Below are 15,523 nucleotides of genomic sequence, written 5' to 3'. Positions count from 1 at the left end.
CGTTCACCACATGCCGGACCGCCTCCGCACCGCCCTTGGCCACCCGCTGCCCGAGCGGGCATCCACGCTGATGCGGGAACGCCAGTCCTCATCGCCGGACTCCTCGTCGGGCTCGGGTCCCTCTTCGGGTTCGTCGTCGGGGTCGGGTTCCTCGTCGGGCTCGGGTTCGTCGTCGGGCTCGGGTTCGTCGTCGGGCTCGGGCTCCTCGTCGGGCTCGGGTTCCTCCTCCGGGTCGGGTTCCTCCTCCGGGTCGTCCGACGACAATCCGTTCGCGGCGCCGCCCGAGGACCGGCCCGATCAGCCCTGGCAGCCGCGCCACCCTCCCCACACGCCGAACAACGGCAACGGCGGAAGCGGTGACGGCGGCGAGGGACAGCCCGACGACCGCCCCGTCTGGGGCAGCCAGTGGAGCGACCAGCAGCCGGGCCGGCAGAGCGGCGGCTTCGGCAGCCGCCCCGGCGGCGCCGGCGGACCGGGCGGCCAGGGCGGCGGCCCGGAGGGCAGCCCCGGCGGGCTGCGCTGGGACCCGACCGATCCCGCCCAGCGGCGGGCGCGTTACGCGGTGCTCGGCGGCATGTGGGCGTTCTTCTTCGCCCTCTTCGACTTCCCCGAGATCGCGATGCTCCTCGGCGCCCTCGCCGTGTACTGGTCGATCAGCGCCCTCCGCGGCGGGCCGCGGAAGAACCAGTCGGCCGGCCCGGGGCAGACGGCGGTGTCCGGCGCGAGCAGCCCGGACCGGGCCACCACGCCCCCGCAGCCGGGTGCCGCGCCCGCCGTCGCGCAGAGCAGCAGCCGTCAGCAGACGACGGCGGCCGTCAGCGGCCTGGTGACGGCGCTCCTGGCCCTGGCGATCGTGGCCACCGGCTATACGGTCCAGCTGGTCTACCGCGACTACTACACCTGCGTGAACGACGCGCTCACCAAGACCGGCGCCATCGCCTGCAACGACAAGCTGCCCGACGCGCTGGAGCCCTTCTTCGGCGTGAAGGAGTAACTCCGCCCCCCGCTGGAGCGCTCGTCACGGAGCGGCTTCCCGGCCGGGTTCCTGGTGCCCCTCGGCATCCGGGACCCGGCCGTTCGGCGTATCCGGGCCGGCAACGGGCTCGGGCTCGGGTCCCGGATTCGGCTGCGGCTGGGGTTCGGGAACGATGGCCGGGGCTGAAGCAGGTGCGGGCGCGGGTGCGGGCGCGGGGGCCGACGCGGACGGCGGTGTGGACAGCGGCGTGGGTGCCGATGTGGAAGGCGGCGTGGGTGCCGGCGTGGCAGCCGGTACCGGGCCGGGTGCGGGCTCCGCGTCCGCGTCCGCCGGGAAGTCCGCCATCAGCCCGCCCGACTTCTTCTTCAGCGCGGCCCAGCGCGCCTCCCTCGCCCCGTCCTCGTGCCACGGGCCGACCGACAGGAAGTCGTACGGCTCCGTGCCCTCGTCCGCTCCCCCGGGCCCCCCGTCCGTACCCGGCTCCGGCTTCTGCGCCGGTTCCGCCTTCTCCTGCTCCCCCTTCACCGCGTCCCACCGCCATCCCCACCGGTGTTCCCTCAGCCGCCACGCCCTGAGCAGCAGCGCCGCCGGTACGCCGAGCACGGCCGTCCAGACGAGAGCCGCCGGGCCCACCAGCCACCACACGGGGCCGAACTCCGCGAGCGCCCCGGTGCCCAGCGGGCCCCCCGAGACCGCCGCCAGTACCGCCGCGCCGGCCCCGCAGCCCAGGGCCGCCAGCCCCGCCACCAGCGCGGTACGCGCCTGCCCCCACGCCTCCTCGCGCGCCCCGCGCTCCACGACCGCCCCCCGGGCGACGAACCGCGCGACAGCCAGGGCCGCGACGGACGGCACCGCGACCGCCGCCCAGTTCGCGAGCGTCCCCGGGCCGTGGGACGGCACCGCGGCGAGCAGCGGGAAGTCGGGCAGCGCGGGGGGCCCGGTGAACGCGAGCGGTGTGACCACGGATTCCGTGCCGAGATCGAATCCGGGCCCGAGGCCGTAGGCGGCGCCCCACGTCGCCGCGTTCGGTACGAGCGCCGTCGCCAGCAGAAGGACGGAGATCCGGCCCGCCCAGTCGCCCGAGAGCCCCACGAACGACTCCCGTGCCGCCCCCGTGTGCCACACCAGTGCCACCGCGACCAGCAGCGCCCCGCCGCCGAGCAGCGTGAGCACACCCACGGCGGACGACCGCAGGGCCACCGCGGCCCCGGACCGGAAACGGGAGCGGGCCGCGGCCTCCTGGAGGCTCAGCGGCGCCCAGACCAGCAGCGGGGTCAGCGGGCGCCCACGGGCCGTCCACACCCCCGCGGCGGCCACGGCGGCCACCACGAAGGTGACGGGGAAGGCGAGCGAGGCCCGCTCGGCGGGCAGCGCCCCGTCCCGCGCGTAGGCCGCCGCGGCCAGCACCACCAGCAGATACCCGGCGCCCACCGCGCAGAACGCCCCGACCGCCGAGTGTCCGCGCGACGCCTTCTCCTCGGTCTCCGCCGATTCCCTGGCGGCCCGGTGCAGCAGCCACACGGGCAGCACGACGAGCAGCAGCGGGACCGTCCCCACGGGCGCGGGGTGGCCGCCCACCGTGTCGGCCCTGACGAGTTCGGCGCCGTGGGCGAGCAACCAGATCCCGGTCGCCACATGGAGGGCCCCGGCGGGCCCGCTGTCGGGATACGGGGAGCTGATCCACAGGACCATGACCAGGACCGCCAGCGCGCCCAGCCCGAGCCCGGCGGCCAGTGCTCCGCGCACGAAGGCGGAGGCCAGCGCGGCGGACCTGTTCCGCTCGGCCGGCAACGTCGGGCTGCGTTCGGTCACTTGGGTCACGCGGCCATGCTGCCAACGACACGCGCTTATTCCGTGTAACGGGCGAATGGCCGTTGTGTCGCTCAATATACGTTTATGTACTTTTTCACCCAGTGCAGTGCCCTCGGGGACGGAGGCCGGGCATGACGCGGAGCGCCACCGGTCCGGCCCCCGCCGCCCCCCTGCCCTCCCCGAAGGAGCGCCGCAGGCTGCGCGAGGCCAGGGCACTGAGTGAGGAACAGGTCGCGGCGGCCGTGGGAGTCACGCCCGCCACCGTCCGCGCCTGGGAGACAGGGCGCACGAGCCCGCGGGGCCGGCGGCGCACGGCCTACGCCAGGCTCATCGGCTGCGACGAACACCGCCCTGCGCCGCCCCCCTGCGCGGAAGCCCCCGGGAGCAGCACGGTGTCCCCGACCGAGCCCGGCACCGGCACCACCCCCGACGTGCCCACGCCCGGAGAGCCCTCCTCGCACACCCACACACCGAGGGCGCCCGAGGCATCCACGCCCGAGGCGCCGGCTCCGGGCGTCCCCGCCCAGGACGGGAGCGCGCCCGGGGCCGCGGCGCCGGACGCGCACGGACCCGCCCCGCAGCCCCCGCCGGCCCTCACCGCCGAGGAGGCGTACGACGCGCTGTACGGCCGCACGGCACCGGGTCTCACCCGTCAGATGTACCTGCTGACCGGCCGTCGGAAGCTCGCCCGGGAAGCCGTCGCACACGCCTTCCGGATCGCGTGGCAGCGCTGGCCCGAGGTGGCCAGGGACCGCGACCCGGCGGGCTGGGTGCGGGCGGCGTCGTACGAGTACGCGATGTCGCCCTGGCACCGGCTGCGCCGCGCCCACCGCCGGCCCGACGCGCTGCCCGAGGATCCGGCGCGGCGTGCGCTGCTCGCCGCGCTGCTGGACCTGCCACCCGCGTACCGGCGCACCCTGCTGCTCCACGACGGGGTGGGGCTCGGGCTGCCCGAGACCGCGGCGGAGACGGAGGCGAGCACTCCCGCCACGGCGAGCAGGCTGCTCAACGCCCGGGCCGCCGTCGCCGAGCGGCTGCCCGGGACGGTGGAGGCGACGGAGCCCGGCGGCAGGCCGGCGCTCCACGACCGGCTGGGCGCACTCGCCCTCGCGGAAGAGGTGCCCGAACCGCCACCGGCCCCCGCCGTCCGCGCGGGCGGCGAGCGCGTCGCCGAGCTCTGGACCCGGGCGGCGCTCTGCTTCGGGGTGCTGCTCATCGGCACGACCGCCTTCACCCTGCACACGGCCCCGACCCAGTACGAGCAGCCGCTGGCACCCGCCGAACGTGTCGGCGGCGTCCCTCCGCGGGGCGGGCCGGAGAAGCTGACGCCGCAGGACCTGAAACTGCAGAAGTCGCTACGGGGCGAGCTGACGCACGGCCCGGAGCGGCTGGTGCCACGGATTCCCTGACCGGAGGCCGGAAGGAACTCTCCGGCGGGGTCCCTCCGGCGGGCTTCCGGAACGGAAACGGCGCGGGCCCGCACCCCTTGTCGAAGGGGTGCGGGCCCGCGCCGTTTCCGCTGTGAGGCGGTGCGACGGGTGACGCGGTGGGCGTCAGCCGCCGAGGATCTCGCGGGCCAGCTTGGCGGTCTCGGTCGGCGTCTTGCCGACCTTCACGCCTGCGGCCTCGAGGGCCTCCTTCTTGGCCGCGGCGGTGCCGGAGGAGCCGGAGACGATGGCGCCGGCGTGGCCCATGGTCTTGCCCTCCGGGGCGGTGAAGCCCGCGACGTAACCGACGACCGGCTTCGTGACGTTCTTCGCGATGTAGTCGGCGGCACGCTCCTCGGCGTCGCCACCGATCTCGCCGATCATCACGATGAGGTCCGTGTCGGGGTCGGCCTCGAACGCGGCGAGCGCGTCGATGTGCGTCGTACCGATGACCGGGTCGCCACCGATGCCGACGGCCGACGAGAAGCCGATGTCACGGAGCTCGTACATCATCTGGTAGGTCAGCGTGCCGGACTTGGACACGAGACCGATGCGGCCGGGCTTGGTGATGTCGCCCGGGATGATGCCGGCGTTGGACTGGCCGGGGGTGATGAGACCCGGGCAGTTCGGGCCGATGATCCGGGTCTTGTTGCCCTTCGAGCCGGCGTACGCCCAGAAGGCGGCCGAGTCGTGGACGGCGATGCCCTCGGTGATCACGACGGCCAGCGGGATCTCGGCGTCGATCGCCTCGACGACGGCGGCCTTCGCGAAGGCCGGCGGCACGAAGAGGACGGACACGTCGGCGCCGGTCTTCTCGATCGCCTCGGCGACGGACCCGAATACGGGTACCTCGGTGCCGTCGAAGTCGACGGAGGTGCCCGCCTTGCGGGGGTTCACGCCGCCGACGATGTTGGTGCCGTCGGCGAGCATGAGCTTGGTGTGCTTCATGCCCGTCGCGCCGGTCATCCCCTGGACGATGACCTTGCTGTCCTTGGTGAGGAAGATAGCCATGGTGGTCTGAGTCCCTCTTCCTTACTTCGCAGCCGCGGCGAGCTCGGCGGCCTTGTCGGCCGCGCCGTCCATGGTGTCCACACGCTGAACGAGCGGGTGGTTGGCGTCGGAGAGGATCTTGCGACCCAGCTCCGCGTTGTTGCCGTCGAGGCGCACGACCAGCGGCTTGGTGACGTCCTCGCCCTTGGACTTGAGCAGCTCCAGGGCCTGGACGATGCCGTTGGCGACCTCGTCGCAGGCGGTGATGCCACCGAAGACGTTGACGAAGACGGACTTGACGTCCGCGTCGCCGAGGATGATCTCCAGGCCGTTCGCCATGACCTCTGCGGAGGCGCCGCCACCGATGTCGAGGAAGTTGGCGGGCTTCACGTTGCCGTGCTTCTCACCGGCGTACGCGACGACGTCCAGGGTCGACATGACCAGACCGGCACCGTTACCGATGATGCCGACCTCGCCCTCGAGCTTGACGTAGTTGAGGTTCTTGGCCTTGGCGGCCGCCTCGAGGGGGTTGGCCGCGGCCTTGTCCTCGAGCGCCTCGTGGCCGGGCTGACGGAAGTCGGCGTTCTCGTCGAGAGACACCTTGCCGTCCAGCGCCAGGATGCGGCCGTCCTTGGTCTTCACCAGCGGGTTCACCTCGACGAGGAGCGCGTCCTCGGCGACGAAGGTGTCCCACAGGGTCACCATGGCCTCGGCGACACCCTCGGCCACCTCGGCCGGGAACTTCGCCTGGGCCACGATCTCGCGGGCCTTCTCGATGTCGACGCCGTCGACGGCGTTGACCGGGACCTTCGCGAGGGCCTCGGGGGTCTTCTCCGCGACCTCCTCGATGTCCATGCCGCCCTGGACCGACGCCATGGCGAGGAAGGTGCGGTTGGTGCGGTCGAGGAGGTACGAGACGTAGTACTCCGCCTCGATCTCCGGGGACAGCTCGGCGATCATCACCTTGTGGACCGTGTGGCCCTTGATGTCCATGCCGAGGATGTCGGTCGCGCGAGCGACCGCCTCGTCCGGGTCTGCCGCCAGCTTCACGCCGCCGGCCTTGCCTCGGCCTCCGACCTTCACCTGCGCCTTGACGACGGACTTGCCGCCCAGCCGCTCGGTCGCCTCGCGGGCTGCCTCAGGCGTGTCGATGACTTCACCGGCCAGCACCGGTACACCGTGCTTGGCGAAGAGGTCCCTCGCCTGGTACTCGAACAGGTCCACGCGCGTCCGTCCCTTTTAGTGGTCTCGCGGTTCGTTTTCTGCGTGGGCGTGCCGCGAGGGCAACGTGACTGCGCAGTCACAAGGGAGGCGCACACGGTGACCGGGTACGCGGCATGTCCATCCGGCAGGTTATCCCCCGCACCGGACCGGACCCTAAATTGCAGATGACACCTGAGCGGTGATACCTGTCACAGGCCCCGCTGGTGGCCGGGTTACGCGGGACAAAACGCCACCTCCGCGGGGCCCGGCGGACGGTCCGTGGCCGGGGCACGGAGCCGGGGCCCCGGCCGGTCAGCGCCCGGTGTCCGGTATCGGCAGCGGCCGTTTCTCGATCGCCGCCGCCATGACCTCGGGAAAGAGGTCCGGAGTGCAGGCGAAGGCGGGAGCGCCGAGCGCGCCCAGCGCGGCGGCGTGCTCGCGGTCGTAGGAGGGCGTTCCCTCGTCGGAGAGGGCCAGCAGGGTCACGAACTGCACTCCGGACGCCTTCATCGCCGCGGCCCGTCGGACCATCTCGTCGCGGATCCCGCCCTCGTGGAGATCGCTGATGAGGACGACGACGGTGTCCGCCGGACGGGTGATTCTCGACTGGCAGTAGGCGAGCGCGCGGTTGATGTCCGTACCGCCGCCGAGCCGCGTGCCGAAGAGGACGTCGACGGGGTCGTCGAGCTGGTCGGTGAGATCGACGACCGCCGTGTCGAACACGACGAGCCGGGTCGCCAGGGTCCGCATCGAGGCGAGCACCGCGCCGAAGACCGAGGCGTGGACGACGGAGGCGGCCATGGAGCCCGACTGGTCGACGCAGAGGATGACGTCCTTCTTCACGGACCGGTCCGTATGCCCGTAACCGATGAGACGTTCGGGTATGACCGTGCCGGCCCCCTCGCGGCCGGGGAGGGGCACGTAGTTCTTCAGGTTGGCCCGGATCGTGCGGTCCCAGTCGATGTCCCGGTGGCGCGGCCTGGAGGCCCTGGCCGAGCGGTCCAGGGCGCCGGTGAGCGCCGCCCTGGTGCGGGTGGCGAGCCGGCGCTCCAGGTCCTCGACGACCTTCCGTACGACGGCGCGGGCCGTCTCCCTCGTCGTCTCCGGGATGGCCTTGCCGAGCGAGAGCAGGGTGCCGACCAGGTGGACGTCCGGCTCCACGGCCTCCAGCATCTCCGGCTCCACCAGCAGAGCGGAGAGCCCGAGGCGGTCGATCGCGTCGCGCTGCATGACCTGGACGACGGAGGCCGGGAAGTACGCCCGGATGTCGCCGAGCCAGCGGGCCACCGACGGGGCGGACGCCCCCAGCCCCGCCGAACGCTCCGCCGCGCCCCGGCCGCCGGGCTTCCTCCCGCCGTCGTACAGCGCGGTCAGCGCTCCGTCCATCGCCGCGTCGCGCCCGGTGAGCCCGCGTCCCGTGCTCTCGGCACCGTCCGCGCCGAGCACCATGCGCCAGCGCCTCAGCCGCTCGTCCTCGGCAGGAGTCGCGTCCATCGTCCTCTCCCCCTTCTCCGTGTCCGCCCCGCTCGTGGTCATCCGGCCGCCTCCTCGTCCGGGGTGTCCAGGCCGAGCAGCAGCCGGAGCACGGGCACCACCGCGTCCGCCCGCCGCTCGTCGAGTCCTTCACCGAAGCCCGGTGCCGCCGGTACGGCCTCGTCGCGTGCCCCGCCGGAACCCGGTCCGCGGCGCACGAGCTCGCCGAGCGTGCGGCGTACACCTGGCTCGTAGGCCGAGAACGTCCGGCGCAGCAGGGGCAGCACGACGGTGAACGTGTCGGCGGGTATGCCCGTCAGCCAGGTGTCGACGAGCCCGAGGAGCCGATCGTCGTGGACGAGCAGCAGGCCGCCGCCCGCGGCTCCGCCGATGAAGCCCTCGATCCAGCCGGCCGCGTCGGGTGGTGCGGCGCCGGGCGAGAGGGCGAGCCCCATCAGGCGCGCGGCCTCGCTCCCGGCCAGTCGGCCGTCGTCCAGGAGCAGGCGCGTGGCGCGGCCCCGGACGACCCCGGCGACCGCGTCCCTGGCGGAGAGCTTGCGCAGGACTCCGGCCCACCGCTCGGACAGCCCGTCCGCCCCCACGGCGTCGGCGAGCAGCCCGACCGCGGTGTGCACGCCCTCCACCCGGCGGCGGGCCTCCGCGGCCGCGTCCGCGTCGAGGCCCGTGCAGGCGGGCGGCAGGCCCACGCAGACACGCCCGGCGAGGCCGACGGCCACCTCTCCCAGGGCCGCGGTGTCGGTGGAGCGTACGTCCCCGTACCGCAGGGAGCGGGCCAGGGCCGGCAGCGCGTCCGCGAGGTGGCCGACGTCCGTGTCGAGGGCGGCCCGGTCGGAAAGGGCCCTCATCACAACGGGCAGGGCGTCCGGCAGTCCGGCCAGGAGGCATTGCTCGGCGAGCGTGGTGACCCCGGCGAGCGACGGCGCGGAAACCGCCTCCGACTCGGCCCTGGCCGTCGCGGCTCCGAGCACGGTGGTGCCCCACACCCCGGCCTCGGCGATCCGCACGAAGAGCTCGGGCTCCCAGCGCAGCCGCCAGCTCTCCCGGAACGTCCCGGTGCTCCCCCGGCCCGCGACGGTCCGGCCCCAGTCCACTCCGAGGAGCCGCAGCCGGTGCAGCAGTCTGCTGCGGGCCGCGTCGGTGTCCTTGCGCAGGTCGAGGTCGAGGTCGCGGCTCTCCGCCTCGGGCCTGAGCCTCAGCGTGCGCTGCTGCCGGTCCAGGTCGCGCTGGAGGGGGACGGCGGGGGCCGTCTCCGGGACCTCGCCGAGGACCTCGCCGACGACGAGCCGGTCCCGCACGAGGGCCAGCGGCACATCGGACCCCTCGCACATGACGGCCCTGACCGCGTCGGTGGCCTCGGCCAGGCCGACGGCCGGGCGGTCGCGCAGGGCGGCCAGCGTCCCGGCGAGCCGGACGGCCTCGATGACATGCGCCGGGGACACCGCCCTGTCCGCGTCGCGCAGCAAACCGGCCACCTTCGTCATCCAGCGCTCCACGGGCCGGTCGTGGGCACCGAAGAGGTGCCCGTACCAGCCGGGGGACTCGATCCCCGCGCCGTATCCGCTGTGCCGGGCGAGCCTGCGATGGGTCCAGGGCACCCAGGTCAGCTCCGTCTTGACCTTGGGCATCCCCTTGAGGAGCGCCCGGTCGGCGGCGACCGTCGTCCGCGCGCCGAGGGCGGGCACGTGCCACGCACCGCAGATCACGGCGATGCCGTCACCGAACTCCTTCCGGGCGGCGCGCAGTCGAAGGCGCATGGCGGCCTCCCGGACGGCGTCCTGCGGGTGGCCCCCGTCGCCGTACGCCTCACGCAGCGCGGTCATCGCCTCGGCGAGTGCGGCGAACGGCGCGCACGGATCAGCCGGGCCGCCGCCCTCCGCGCGGTGCTCGACGACGTCCTCCCACCAGCGCTCGGGGTCGTCGTAGCCCGCGGCTCCGGCGAGGATGCCGATCGGATCGATGCCCCTGCCCTCCTCCGGGCCGTCCTCACGCTGCTCCGCCAACGCCAGGGAGTGCGCGGCGGGCAGGTCCACGAACCGCACCGGGACGCCGTGCGCCGATGCCCAGCGGATCGCCACCCACTCGGGGGAGAAGTCGGCCATCGGCCAGAAGGCGGCACGCCCCGGATCGTCCACGGCGTGGGCGAGCAGCGCGACCGGCGGACGCATCCGGGCGTGCGCGGCGAGCGGCAGCAACGCGTCCGCCTCGGGCGGCCCTTCGACGAGCACGGCAGCCGGCCGTACGGATTCGAGGGCGGCCAGCACCGCGCGGGCGGAGCCCGGGCCGTGGTGGCGCACCCCCAGCAGCAGGGGTCCCCCGGGCGCTGTGGTCCCCCCGGCGAGGGCTGTCATTCGGCGGCCTCACGGCAGGCGCGGTAGAAGTCCTTCCAGCCGTCCCGCTCCCGGACGACGGTCTCCACGTACTCCTGCCAGACCACGCGGTCGGTCGCGGGATCGCGGACGACGGCTCCGATGATGCCCGCCGTCACGTCCCCGGGGCGCAGGACGCCGTCGCCGAAGTGGGCGGCGAGCGCGAGGCCTCCGGTGACGACGGAGATGGCCTCGGCCGTGGAGAGCGTCCCGGACGGCGACTTGAGCTTGGTGCGGCCGTCGGTGGTGACGCCGTCGCGCAGTTCGCGGAAGACCGTGACGACGCGCCGGATCTCGGCCATGCCGTCGGGCGTCGGCGGCAGGTCGAGCGAGCGTCCCGTCTGGGCCACGCGCCGGGACACGATGTCCACCTCGGCCTCGGGCGTGGCGGGGAGCGGCAGCACGACGGTGCTGAACCGGCGGCGCAGGGCGCTGGAGAGCTCGTTGACCCCGCGGTCGCGGTCGTTCGCCGTGGCGACGAGGTTGAACCCCTTCACCGCCTGGACCTCTTGGCCCAGCTCGGGGACGGGGAGCGTCTTCTCCGACAGGATCGTGATGAGCGCGTCCTGCACATCGGCGGGGATACGCGTGAGCTCCTCGACGCGCACCGTCATTCCCTCGGCCATGGCCCGCATGACGGGGCTCGGCACCAGAGCCTCCCGGCTGGGCCCGTCCGCCAGCAGCCGCGCGTAGTTCCACCCGTAGCGGACGGCCTCCTCGGGGGTGCCCGCGGTGCCCTGGACGAGCAGGGTCGAGTCACCGCTGACGGCCGCGGCCAGGTGCTCGGACACCCAGGTCTTGGCGGTCCCCGGAACACCGAGGAGCAGCAGCGCCCGGTCGGTGGCGAGCGTGCTGACGGCTACTTCGACGAGACGGCGCGGACCCACGTACTTCGGTGTGATCAGCGTGCCGTCCGGGAGTGTCCCGCCGAGCAGATAGGTGGAGACGGCCCACGGCGAGAGCTTCCAACGGGCGGGCCTGGGGCGGTCGTCGGCGGCGGCGAGCGCCTTGAGCTCGTCGGCGAAGGCATGCTCGGCGTGCGGCCTCAGAGCTTCGCCGCCGGCTGCGTCGGTCTGTACGGACACGGTCATGGATCCCCCTCCGGATCGGTCGATCCGATGCGGTTTCCACGGTGCACCATGGCACTGACAATCGGTCCCGGCGCACGGCCGGGACCGGTCTCGGCGTGGAGGACCGGCCCGTGACGGGCGAGGCTTCCCCCCAGCGGAGAAGCGCACGGACGCGAAGCGGTCAAGACGCCTCGAACAGGCGGAATCGCAGGTCGGGGCCGATTGTCAGTGGTGCGCTCTACCGTCGGTTGCATGGTGCTGTCTCAAGGGGGAGGACCCTGGCGCTCCACCGGTCCGGTGGAGGCACGCCAGGCGATGGAACGGGTGCTGGACCTCGCTCCTGACGTGCGGTCACGCGAGGCGGGGCGCGCTTTCGCCTCGGAGCGCGCGTGGACCGGAGCGGGGTGCGGCCGGGGCGTGGTGTGGGGGACCCGCGAGAGAGACGAGGGACCACTGCACCGCACGGCGGTGGACACGAACGACGCCGCGTACACGTGCGGTTGCTCCGACGGGGAGACGCCCTGCGGACACGCCCTGGGACTGCTGCTGCTCCATGCGTCCGACGCCCCGATGCTGGACCGGACGAAGGAGCCGCCCCCCTGGGTCGCGCGGTGGCTGGCGGACCGACGCGCGCGGGCGACGTCCGAGGGGTCCGCGGCGCGCGCGGCCGCCCGGCGCGCCGACCGCAGGGCGGAGCGCGTCACCGGCGGCGCGCAGGAGCTGGACCAGCGGCTCGTCGACCTGCTGCGCGGCGGACTCGCCACGGCGGACCGGCCGGGAGACGGGCTGTGGGAGGAGACGGCAGCCCGCATGGTCGACGCGCAGGCGCCGGGGCTGGCGTCCCGTGTGCGGGAGTTGGGGTCCGTCCCGGCTTCGGGGCCCGGCTGGCCGGCGCGGCTGCTGGAGGAGTGCGCGCTCCTGCGTCTGCTGGACTCGGCCTGGCTCGGGCTCGACCGGCTGCCCGGGCCCCTGGCGGCCACGGTCCGTACGAGGGTGGGGCTGACGGCCTCGGCCGAGGGCCCGGCCGTCCGTGACCACTGGTTGGTCCTCGCGCAGTACGACACACCGGACGGCAGGATCGTCACCCGTCGCACCTGGATGTACGGGAGGGATTCGGGGCGCACCACGCTGCTGCTGTCCTACGGCGCGCCGGGACGCGCCCCCGCTCCGCCGCTGCCGGTGGGCACCGTGATGGACGCCGAGGTGACGCCGTATCCGGGCGGTGGAGGACTGCGGGGCGAGCTCGGGCCGCGGTTCGGCGAGCCTCTCGCCACACCGGCGCCACCGCCGGGCGGCACCACCGCCGACGCCCTCGCCGCGTACGGGAACGCGCTGCGCGACGACCCCTGGCTCGACGCCTGGCCGGTCACGCTGCGCGCAGTCATACCCGCGCCGTCCGGGGACGGCTGGCAACTGGTCGGCGCGGCGGACGGATCCGCCCTGCCGGTCGCACCCGCGGCGCTCTCCCGGCCCGGTCTGTGGAAGCTCGTGGCGCTCTCCGGCGGGCGCCCCCTGACGGTGTTCGGCGAGTGCGGGCACCGGGGTTTCGACCCACTCACGGCATGGTGCGCCGAGACCTCCGACGACGAGGGCGCGCCGAGGCCGGCGGTGGCGCTCGTCTGACCACGACGCCGTCACCAGGCACCGCCCGGCCCGCCGCGTTCCCTCTCTCCCCTCGACCGACCACCGGATCACCGGACCACCGGAAGGGACCCGATGTCCACCACCGTCACGACGAACGACGCGACCGTGAGCGCCGTGTGGGAAGACCTCGTCACCTCGGCGCTGCTCGGCACCGACCGGCGCCCTCTCCGGGCGGATGACGGCGCCGCGGTCGGTCCGGCGGCGCTGCTCGACACGGCGGCGGTGCACACCGTGCGCCGCAGGGCGGCGCTGCGGCCGACCACCGGGGCCGCCCTGCCCGCACCGGCGCCCGCCGATCCCCGGCCGGCGCTGCCTGCCCCCGCCCGCCGCCGGCTCGCACAGTTGCTCGCCGACCGCTCGGCGCCGCCCACCGGAGGGAGGCGCGGAGCGGCTCCCGATCTCACCGAGCTCATCCCCCAGTGGCTGGCCTCCGCCGGTGCGCACGGTTACCGGGCGCCGGCGGAGCTTCTGCCGGCGCTGCTGGACGCGGCGAGAGCGCGTACGGATCTGCGTCCGCACGTGCTGGCGTTCGCCGGTCCGCGCGGGATCTGGCTGGCCGGGCTGAACCCCGAGTGGAAGTTCGCGCTGCGCGCCTCCTCGCGCGGCGCGCAGCGGCCGGACACCGCGGATCCGGAGGTGGTGCGCGGCCTTTGGGAGGAAGGGCTCTTCGCCGAACGGGTCGCGCTGCTCGGGGCCCTGCGGGAGCGGGATCCGGGTGCCGCCCGGTCCCTGCTCGCCACCACCTGGTCCACGGAGCGGGCCGAGGACCGGCTGATGTTCCTCGATTCCCTGCGCTCCGGCCTCTCGGGAGCCGACGAGACGTTCCTGGAGGAGGCCCTGGCGGACCGCAGCCGCAACGTACGCTCCACGGCCGCCGAGCTGCTGTCCGCCCTGCCCGATTCGGCGCTCGCCCGGCGGATGGCGGCCCGTGCCACATCCTGCGTGAACCCCGACCGTACGGGCGGAGCCGTATCCGTCGCCGTGGAGGCTCCGCACGAGTGCGACGCCGCGATGCAGCGCGACGGGGTGGTGCCGGTGCCGCCCTCGGGGCGAGGCGAACGGTCCTGGTGGCTCGGCCAGTTGGTGGAGGCGGCACCGCTCGGTGTCTGGCGGGAGAGGTTCGGCGGCCGGACGGCGCAGGAGCTCGTGGCGCTGCCGGTCGCCGACGGCTGGGCTGGTGAGCTGCACGCCGCCTGGTGCCGCGCCGCCGTGCGACAGCGGGACCCCAAGTGGGCGCGGGCGCTCCTCGGGGCCCCCTCGACACCCCTGGCGAACGGACCCGGGACGGCGTCGCTGGCGGAGCGGTCGAAGCTCCTCGCCACCCTGCCCGCCCCCGAGCGAGCGCTCTGGGTCGCCGGTTTCATAGCCGCGCACGGGCTGTCGGAGGCGTTCCAGCTGCTCGGCGTCTGCTCCGTGCCCTGGGACGGGCCGCTCGGCCGGTCGGTGGTCGACGCACTGGACATCGCCCGGGACGCGGGGAGCTACCCCTGGAGCTTCAGCGGGGTGATGGGCCTTGCCGAGCGCTGCCTCAACCCTGCCGAGGCGGACCGGCTGGCGGTGCTCACCACCACGCCCGACGAGTCGGAAGACGCCTCACCGGGGGCGGGCGGCTACTGGTCGGAGGCGTTCCAGCGCCTGGTCTCCACCCTGCGCCTGCGCGCCGCCATGGACGCGGAGCTGGTCCAGGACGGCACGGAATGACCACGGACGGAGGCCGGGATCCCAACGGACACAGGCCTCGGCGCGCTCAGGCCTCTGCGGGCACAGGGGATGCGCAGGCACAGGGGATGCGCAGGCCTCCGCGGGCTCAGGGGATGCGCAGGCCTCCGCAGGCGCAGGCATCCGCAGGCGCAGGCATCCTCTGGCTCAGGCCTCCGCGGGCTGGCGGACGTGCGCGTTCACCCAGTCCACGATCGAGGCCGTCGTCGCACCCGGGGTGAAGATCTCCGCGACCCCCCGCTCCTTCAGCGGAGCGATGTCCGCCTCGGGGATGATGCCGCCGCCGAAGACCTTGATGTCCTCCGCGTCGCGCTCCTTCAGCAGCTCGATGACCTTGGCGAAGAGCGTGTTGTGCGCACCCGAGAGGATCGAGAGGCCGATGGCGTCGGCGTCCTCCTGGATCGCGGTGTCGACGATCTGCTCGGGGGTCTGGTGGAGCCCCGTGTAGATGACCTCCATGCCCGCGTCCCGCAGCGCCCGCGCGATCACCTTGGCCCCGCGGTCATGGCCGTCGAGGCCCGGCTTGGCCACCACCACACGGATCGGACCGGTCACACCCATCAATGCCTCCACATGCGTTTCCCGTGCCCGGAGGGCCGGTGATGTGAACGAACGTTATCCACAGCATCCCGCACGGTCCCGTTTCGCGGTGGACCGGGAGGGGGAAATCACACATGGGACATGTTCGCCGGCGTCGTTCCCAGCACCGGGCGGCCCGTCGGCCGCGCGGGGAGCGCCGCCAGGGGAGCCGCAACGAGGTCGCCGTATCACCGCGCCGTCAGCCGCACGGCACGGTGGTACGGCCCCCGGCCGCATCAGGGC

The 15,523-nt window shown here is 74.2% G+C and carries 11 protein-coding genes; 4 read left to right on the top strand and 7 right to left on the bottom strand.

From position 1 onward, the window contains the following. Nucleotides 1-10: 10 nt before the first annotated feature. Complete coding sequence (locus ACIP63_RS10140; RefSeq protein WP_401513217.1) at nt 11-994, top strand: hypothetical protein; 984 nt, start codon at nt 11-13, stop codon at nt 992-994. Between the two features lie 24 nt (nt 995-1,018). Here the strand turns inward: ACIP63_RS10140 and ACIP63_RS10135 are convergent, their stop codons facing one another. Next, nucleotides 1,019-2,788 carry a DUF6350 family protein gene (locus ACIP63_RS10135; protein ID WP_401515046.1) on the bottom strand — a complete coding sequence of 590 codons (1,770 nt, stop codon included), beginning with the start codon at nt 2,786-2,788 and terminating at the stop codon, nt 1,019-1,021. 131 nt (nt 2,789-2,919) lie between these two features. Between ACIP63_RS10135 and ACIP63_RS10130 the strand changes: the two genes are divergently transcribed. Continuing rightward, nucleotides 2,920-4,197, top strand: a complete 1,278-nt coding sequence (locus ACIP63_RS10130) for a helix-turn-helix domain-containing protein (RefSeq protein ID WP_401513214.1) — start codon at nt 2,920-2,922, stop codon at nt 4,195-4,197. A gap of 144 nt (nt 4,198-4,341) precedes the next feature. On the opposite strand, the gene sucD is transcribed toward ACIP63_RS10130, so the two are convergent. The 5 genes from sucD to ACIP63_RS10105 form a co-directional block, all read right to left on the bottom strand. Next, a complete protein-coding gene (sucD, locus tag ACIP63_RS10125; RefSeq protein ID WP_099173770.1) occupies nt 4,342-5,226 on the bottom strand; it encodes a succinate--CoA ligase subunit alpha in 885 nt (294 codons plus the stop codon). Between the two features lie 21 nt (nt 5,227-5,247). Next, entirely contained in the window at nt 5,248-6,429 is a 1,182-nt protein-coding gene (sucC, locus tag ACIP63_RS10120) for an ADP-forming succinate--CoA ligase subunit beta (protein WP_401513211.1), read from the bottom strand. Between the two features lie 291 nt (nt 6,430-6,720). Then, on the bottom strand, nt 6,721-7,944 hold the full coding sequence (locus ACIP63_RS10115) for a VWA domain-containing protein (RefSeq protein ID WP_401513209.1): 1,224 nt from the start codon (nt 7,942-7,944) through the stop codon (nt 6,721-6,723). Then, on the bottom strand, nt 7,941-10,250 hold the full coding sequence (locus ACIP63_RS10110) for a DUF5682 family protein (RefSeq protein ID WP_401513206.1): 2,310 nt from the start codon (nt 10,248-10,250) through the stop codon (nt 7,941-7,943). Before ACIP63_RS10110 ends, ACIP63_RS10115 begins: the two co-directional genes overlap by 4 nt. Beyond that, entirely contained in the window at nt 10,247-11,359 is a 1,113-nt protein-coding gene (locus ACIP63_RS10105) for an AAA family ATPase (RefSeq protein ID WP_401513203.1), read from the bottom strand. Before ACIP63_RS10105 ends, ACIP63_RS10110 begins: the two co-directional genes overlap by 4 nt. Before the next feature lie 231 nt (nt 11,360-11,590). Between ACIP63_RS10105 and ACIP63_RS10100 the strand changes: the two genes are divergently transcribed. After that, on the top strand, nt 11,591-12,961 hold the full coding sequence (locus ACIP63_RS10100) for an SWIM zinc finger family protein (RefSeq protein WP_401513201.1): 1,371 nt from the start codon (nt 11,591-11,593) through the stop codon (nt 12,959-12,961). Nucleotides 12,962-13,054: 93 nt separating this feature from the next. Further along, nucleotides 13,055-14,683: a DUF5691 domain-containing protein gene (locus ACIP63_RS10095; RefSeq protein WP_401513198.1), complete on the top strand. Its 1,629-nt coding sequence runs from the start codon at nt 13,055-13,057 to the stop codon at nt 14,681-14,683. A 165-nt stretch (nt 14,684-14,848) separates the two neighbouring features. Here ACIP63_RS10095 and ACIP63_RS10090 read toward each other — a convergent pair whose 3' ends face one another. Then, entirely contained in the window at nt 14,849-15,262 is a 414-nt protein-coding gene (locus ACIP63_RS10090; protein ID WP_356714259.1) for a cobalamin B12-binding domain-containing protein, read from the bottom strand. Nucleotides 15,263-15,523 lie beyond the last annotated feature (261 nt).

This window comes from Streptomyces sp. NPDC088746 (assembly GCF_044751065.1).
GTDB lineage: Bacteria > Actinomycetota > Actinomycetes > Streptomycetales > Streptomycetaceae > Streptomyces.
The sequence above is the reverse complement of the archived record's forward strand: the minus strand, read 5'-3'. Positions and strand labels throughout refer to the sequence as shown.

Bases quoted from the DNA above. Each gene is read 5' to 3' on its own strand.
- ACIP63_RS10105 (WP_401513203.1), bottom strand. From the start codon at position 11,359: ATGACCGTGTCCGTACAGACCGACGCAGCCGGCGGCGAAGCTCTGAGG.
- ACIP63_RS10130 (WP_401513214.1), top strand. From the start codon at position 2,920: ATGACGCGGAGCGCCACCGGTCCGGCCCCCGCCGCCCCCCTGCCCTCC.
- ACIP63_RS10110 (WP_401513206.1), bottom strand. From the start codon at position 10,250: ATGACAGCCCTCGCCGGGGGGACCACAGCGCCCGGGGGACCCCTGCTG.
- ACIP63_RS10100 (WP_401513201.1), top strand. From the start codon at position 11,591: ATGGTGCTGTCTCAAGGGGGAGGACCCTGGCGCTCCACCGGTCCGGTG.
- ACIP63_RS10140 (WP_401513217.1), top strand. From the start codon at position 11: ATGCCGGACCGCCTCCGCACCGCCCTTGGCCACCCGCTGCCCGAGCGG.
- sucD (WP_099173770.1), bottom strand. From the start codon at position 5,226: ATGGCTATCTTCCTCACCAAGGACAGCAAGGTCATCGTCCAGGGGATG.
- ACIP63_RS10095 (WP_401513198.1), top strand. From the start codon at position 13,055: ATGTCCACCACCGTCACGACGAACGACGCGACCGTGAGCGCCGTGTGG.
- ACIP63_RS10115 (WP_401513209.1), bottom strand. From the start codon at position 7,944: ATGACCACGAGCGGGGCGGACACGGAGAAGGGGGAGAGGACGATGGAC.
- ACIP63_RS10090 (WP_356714259.1), bottom strand. From the start codon at position 15,262: ATGGGTGTGACCGGTCCGATCCGTGTGGTGGTGGCCAAGCCGGGCCTC.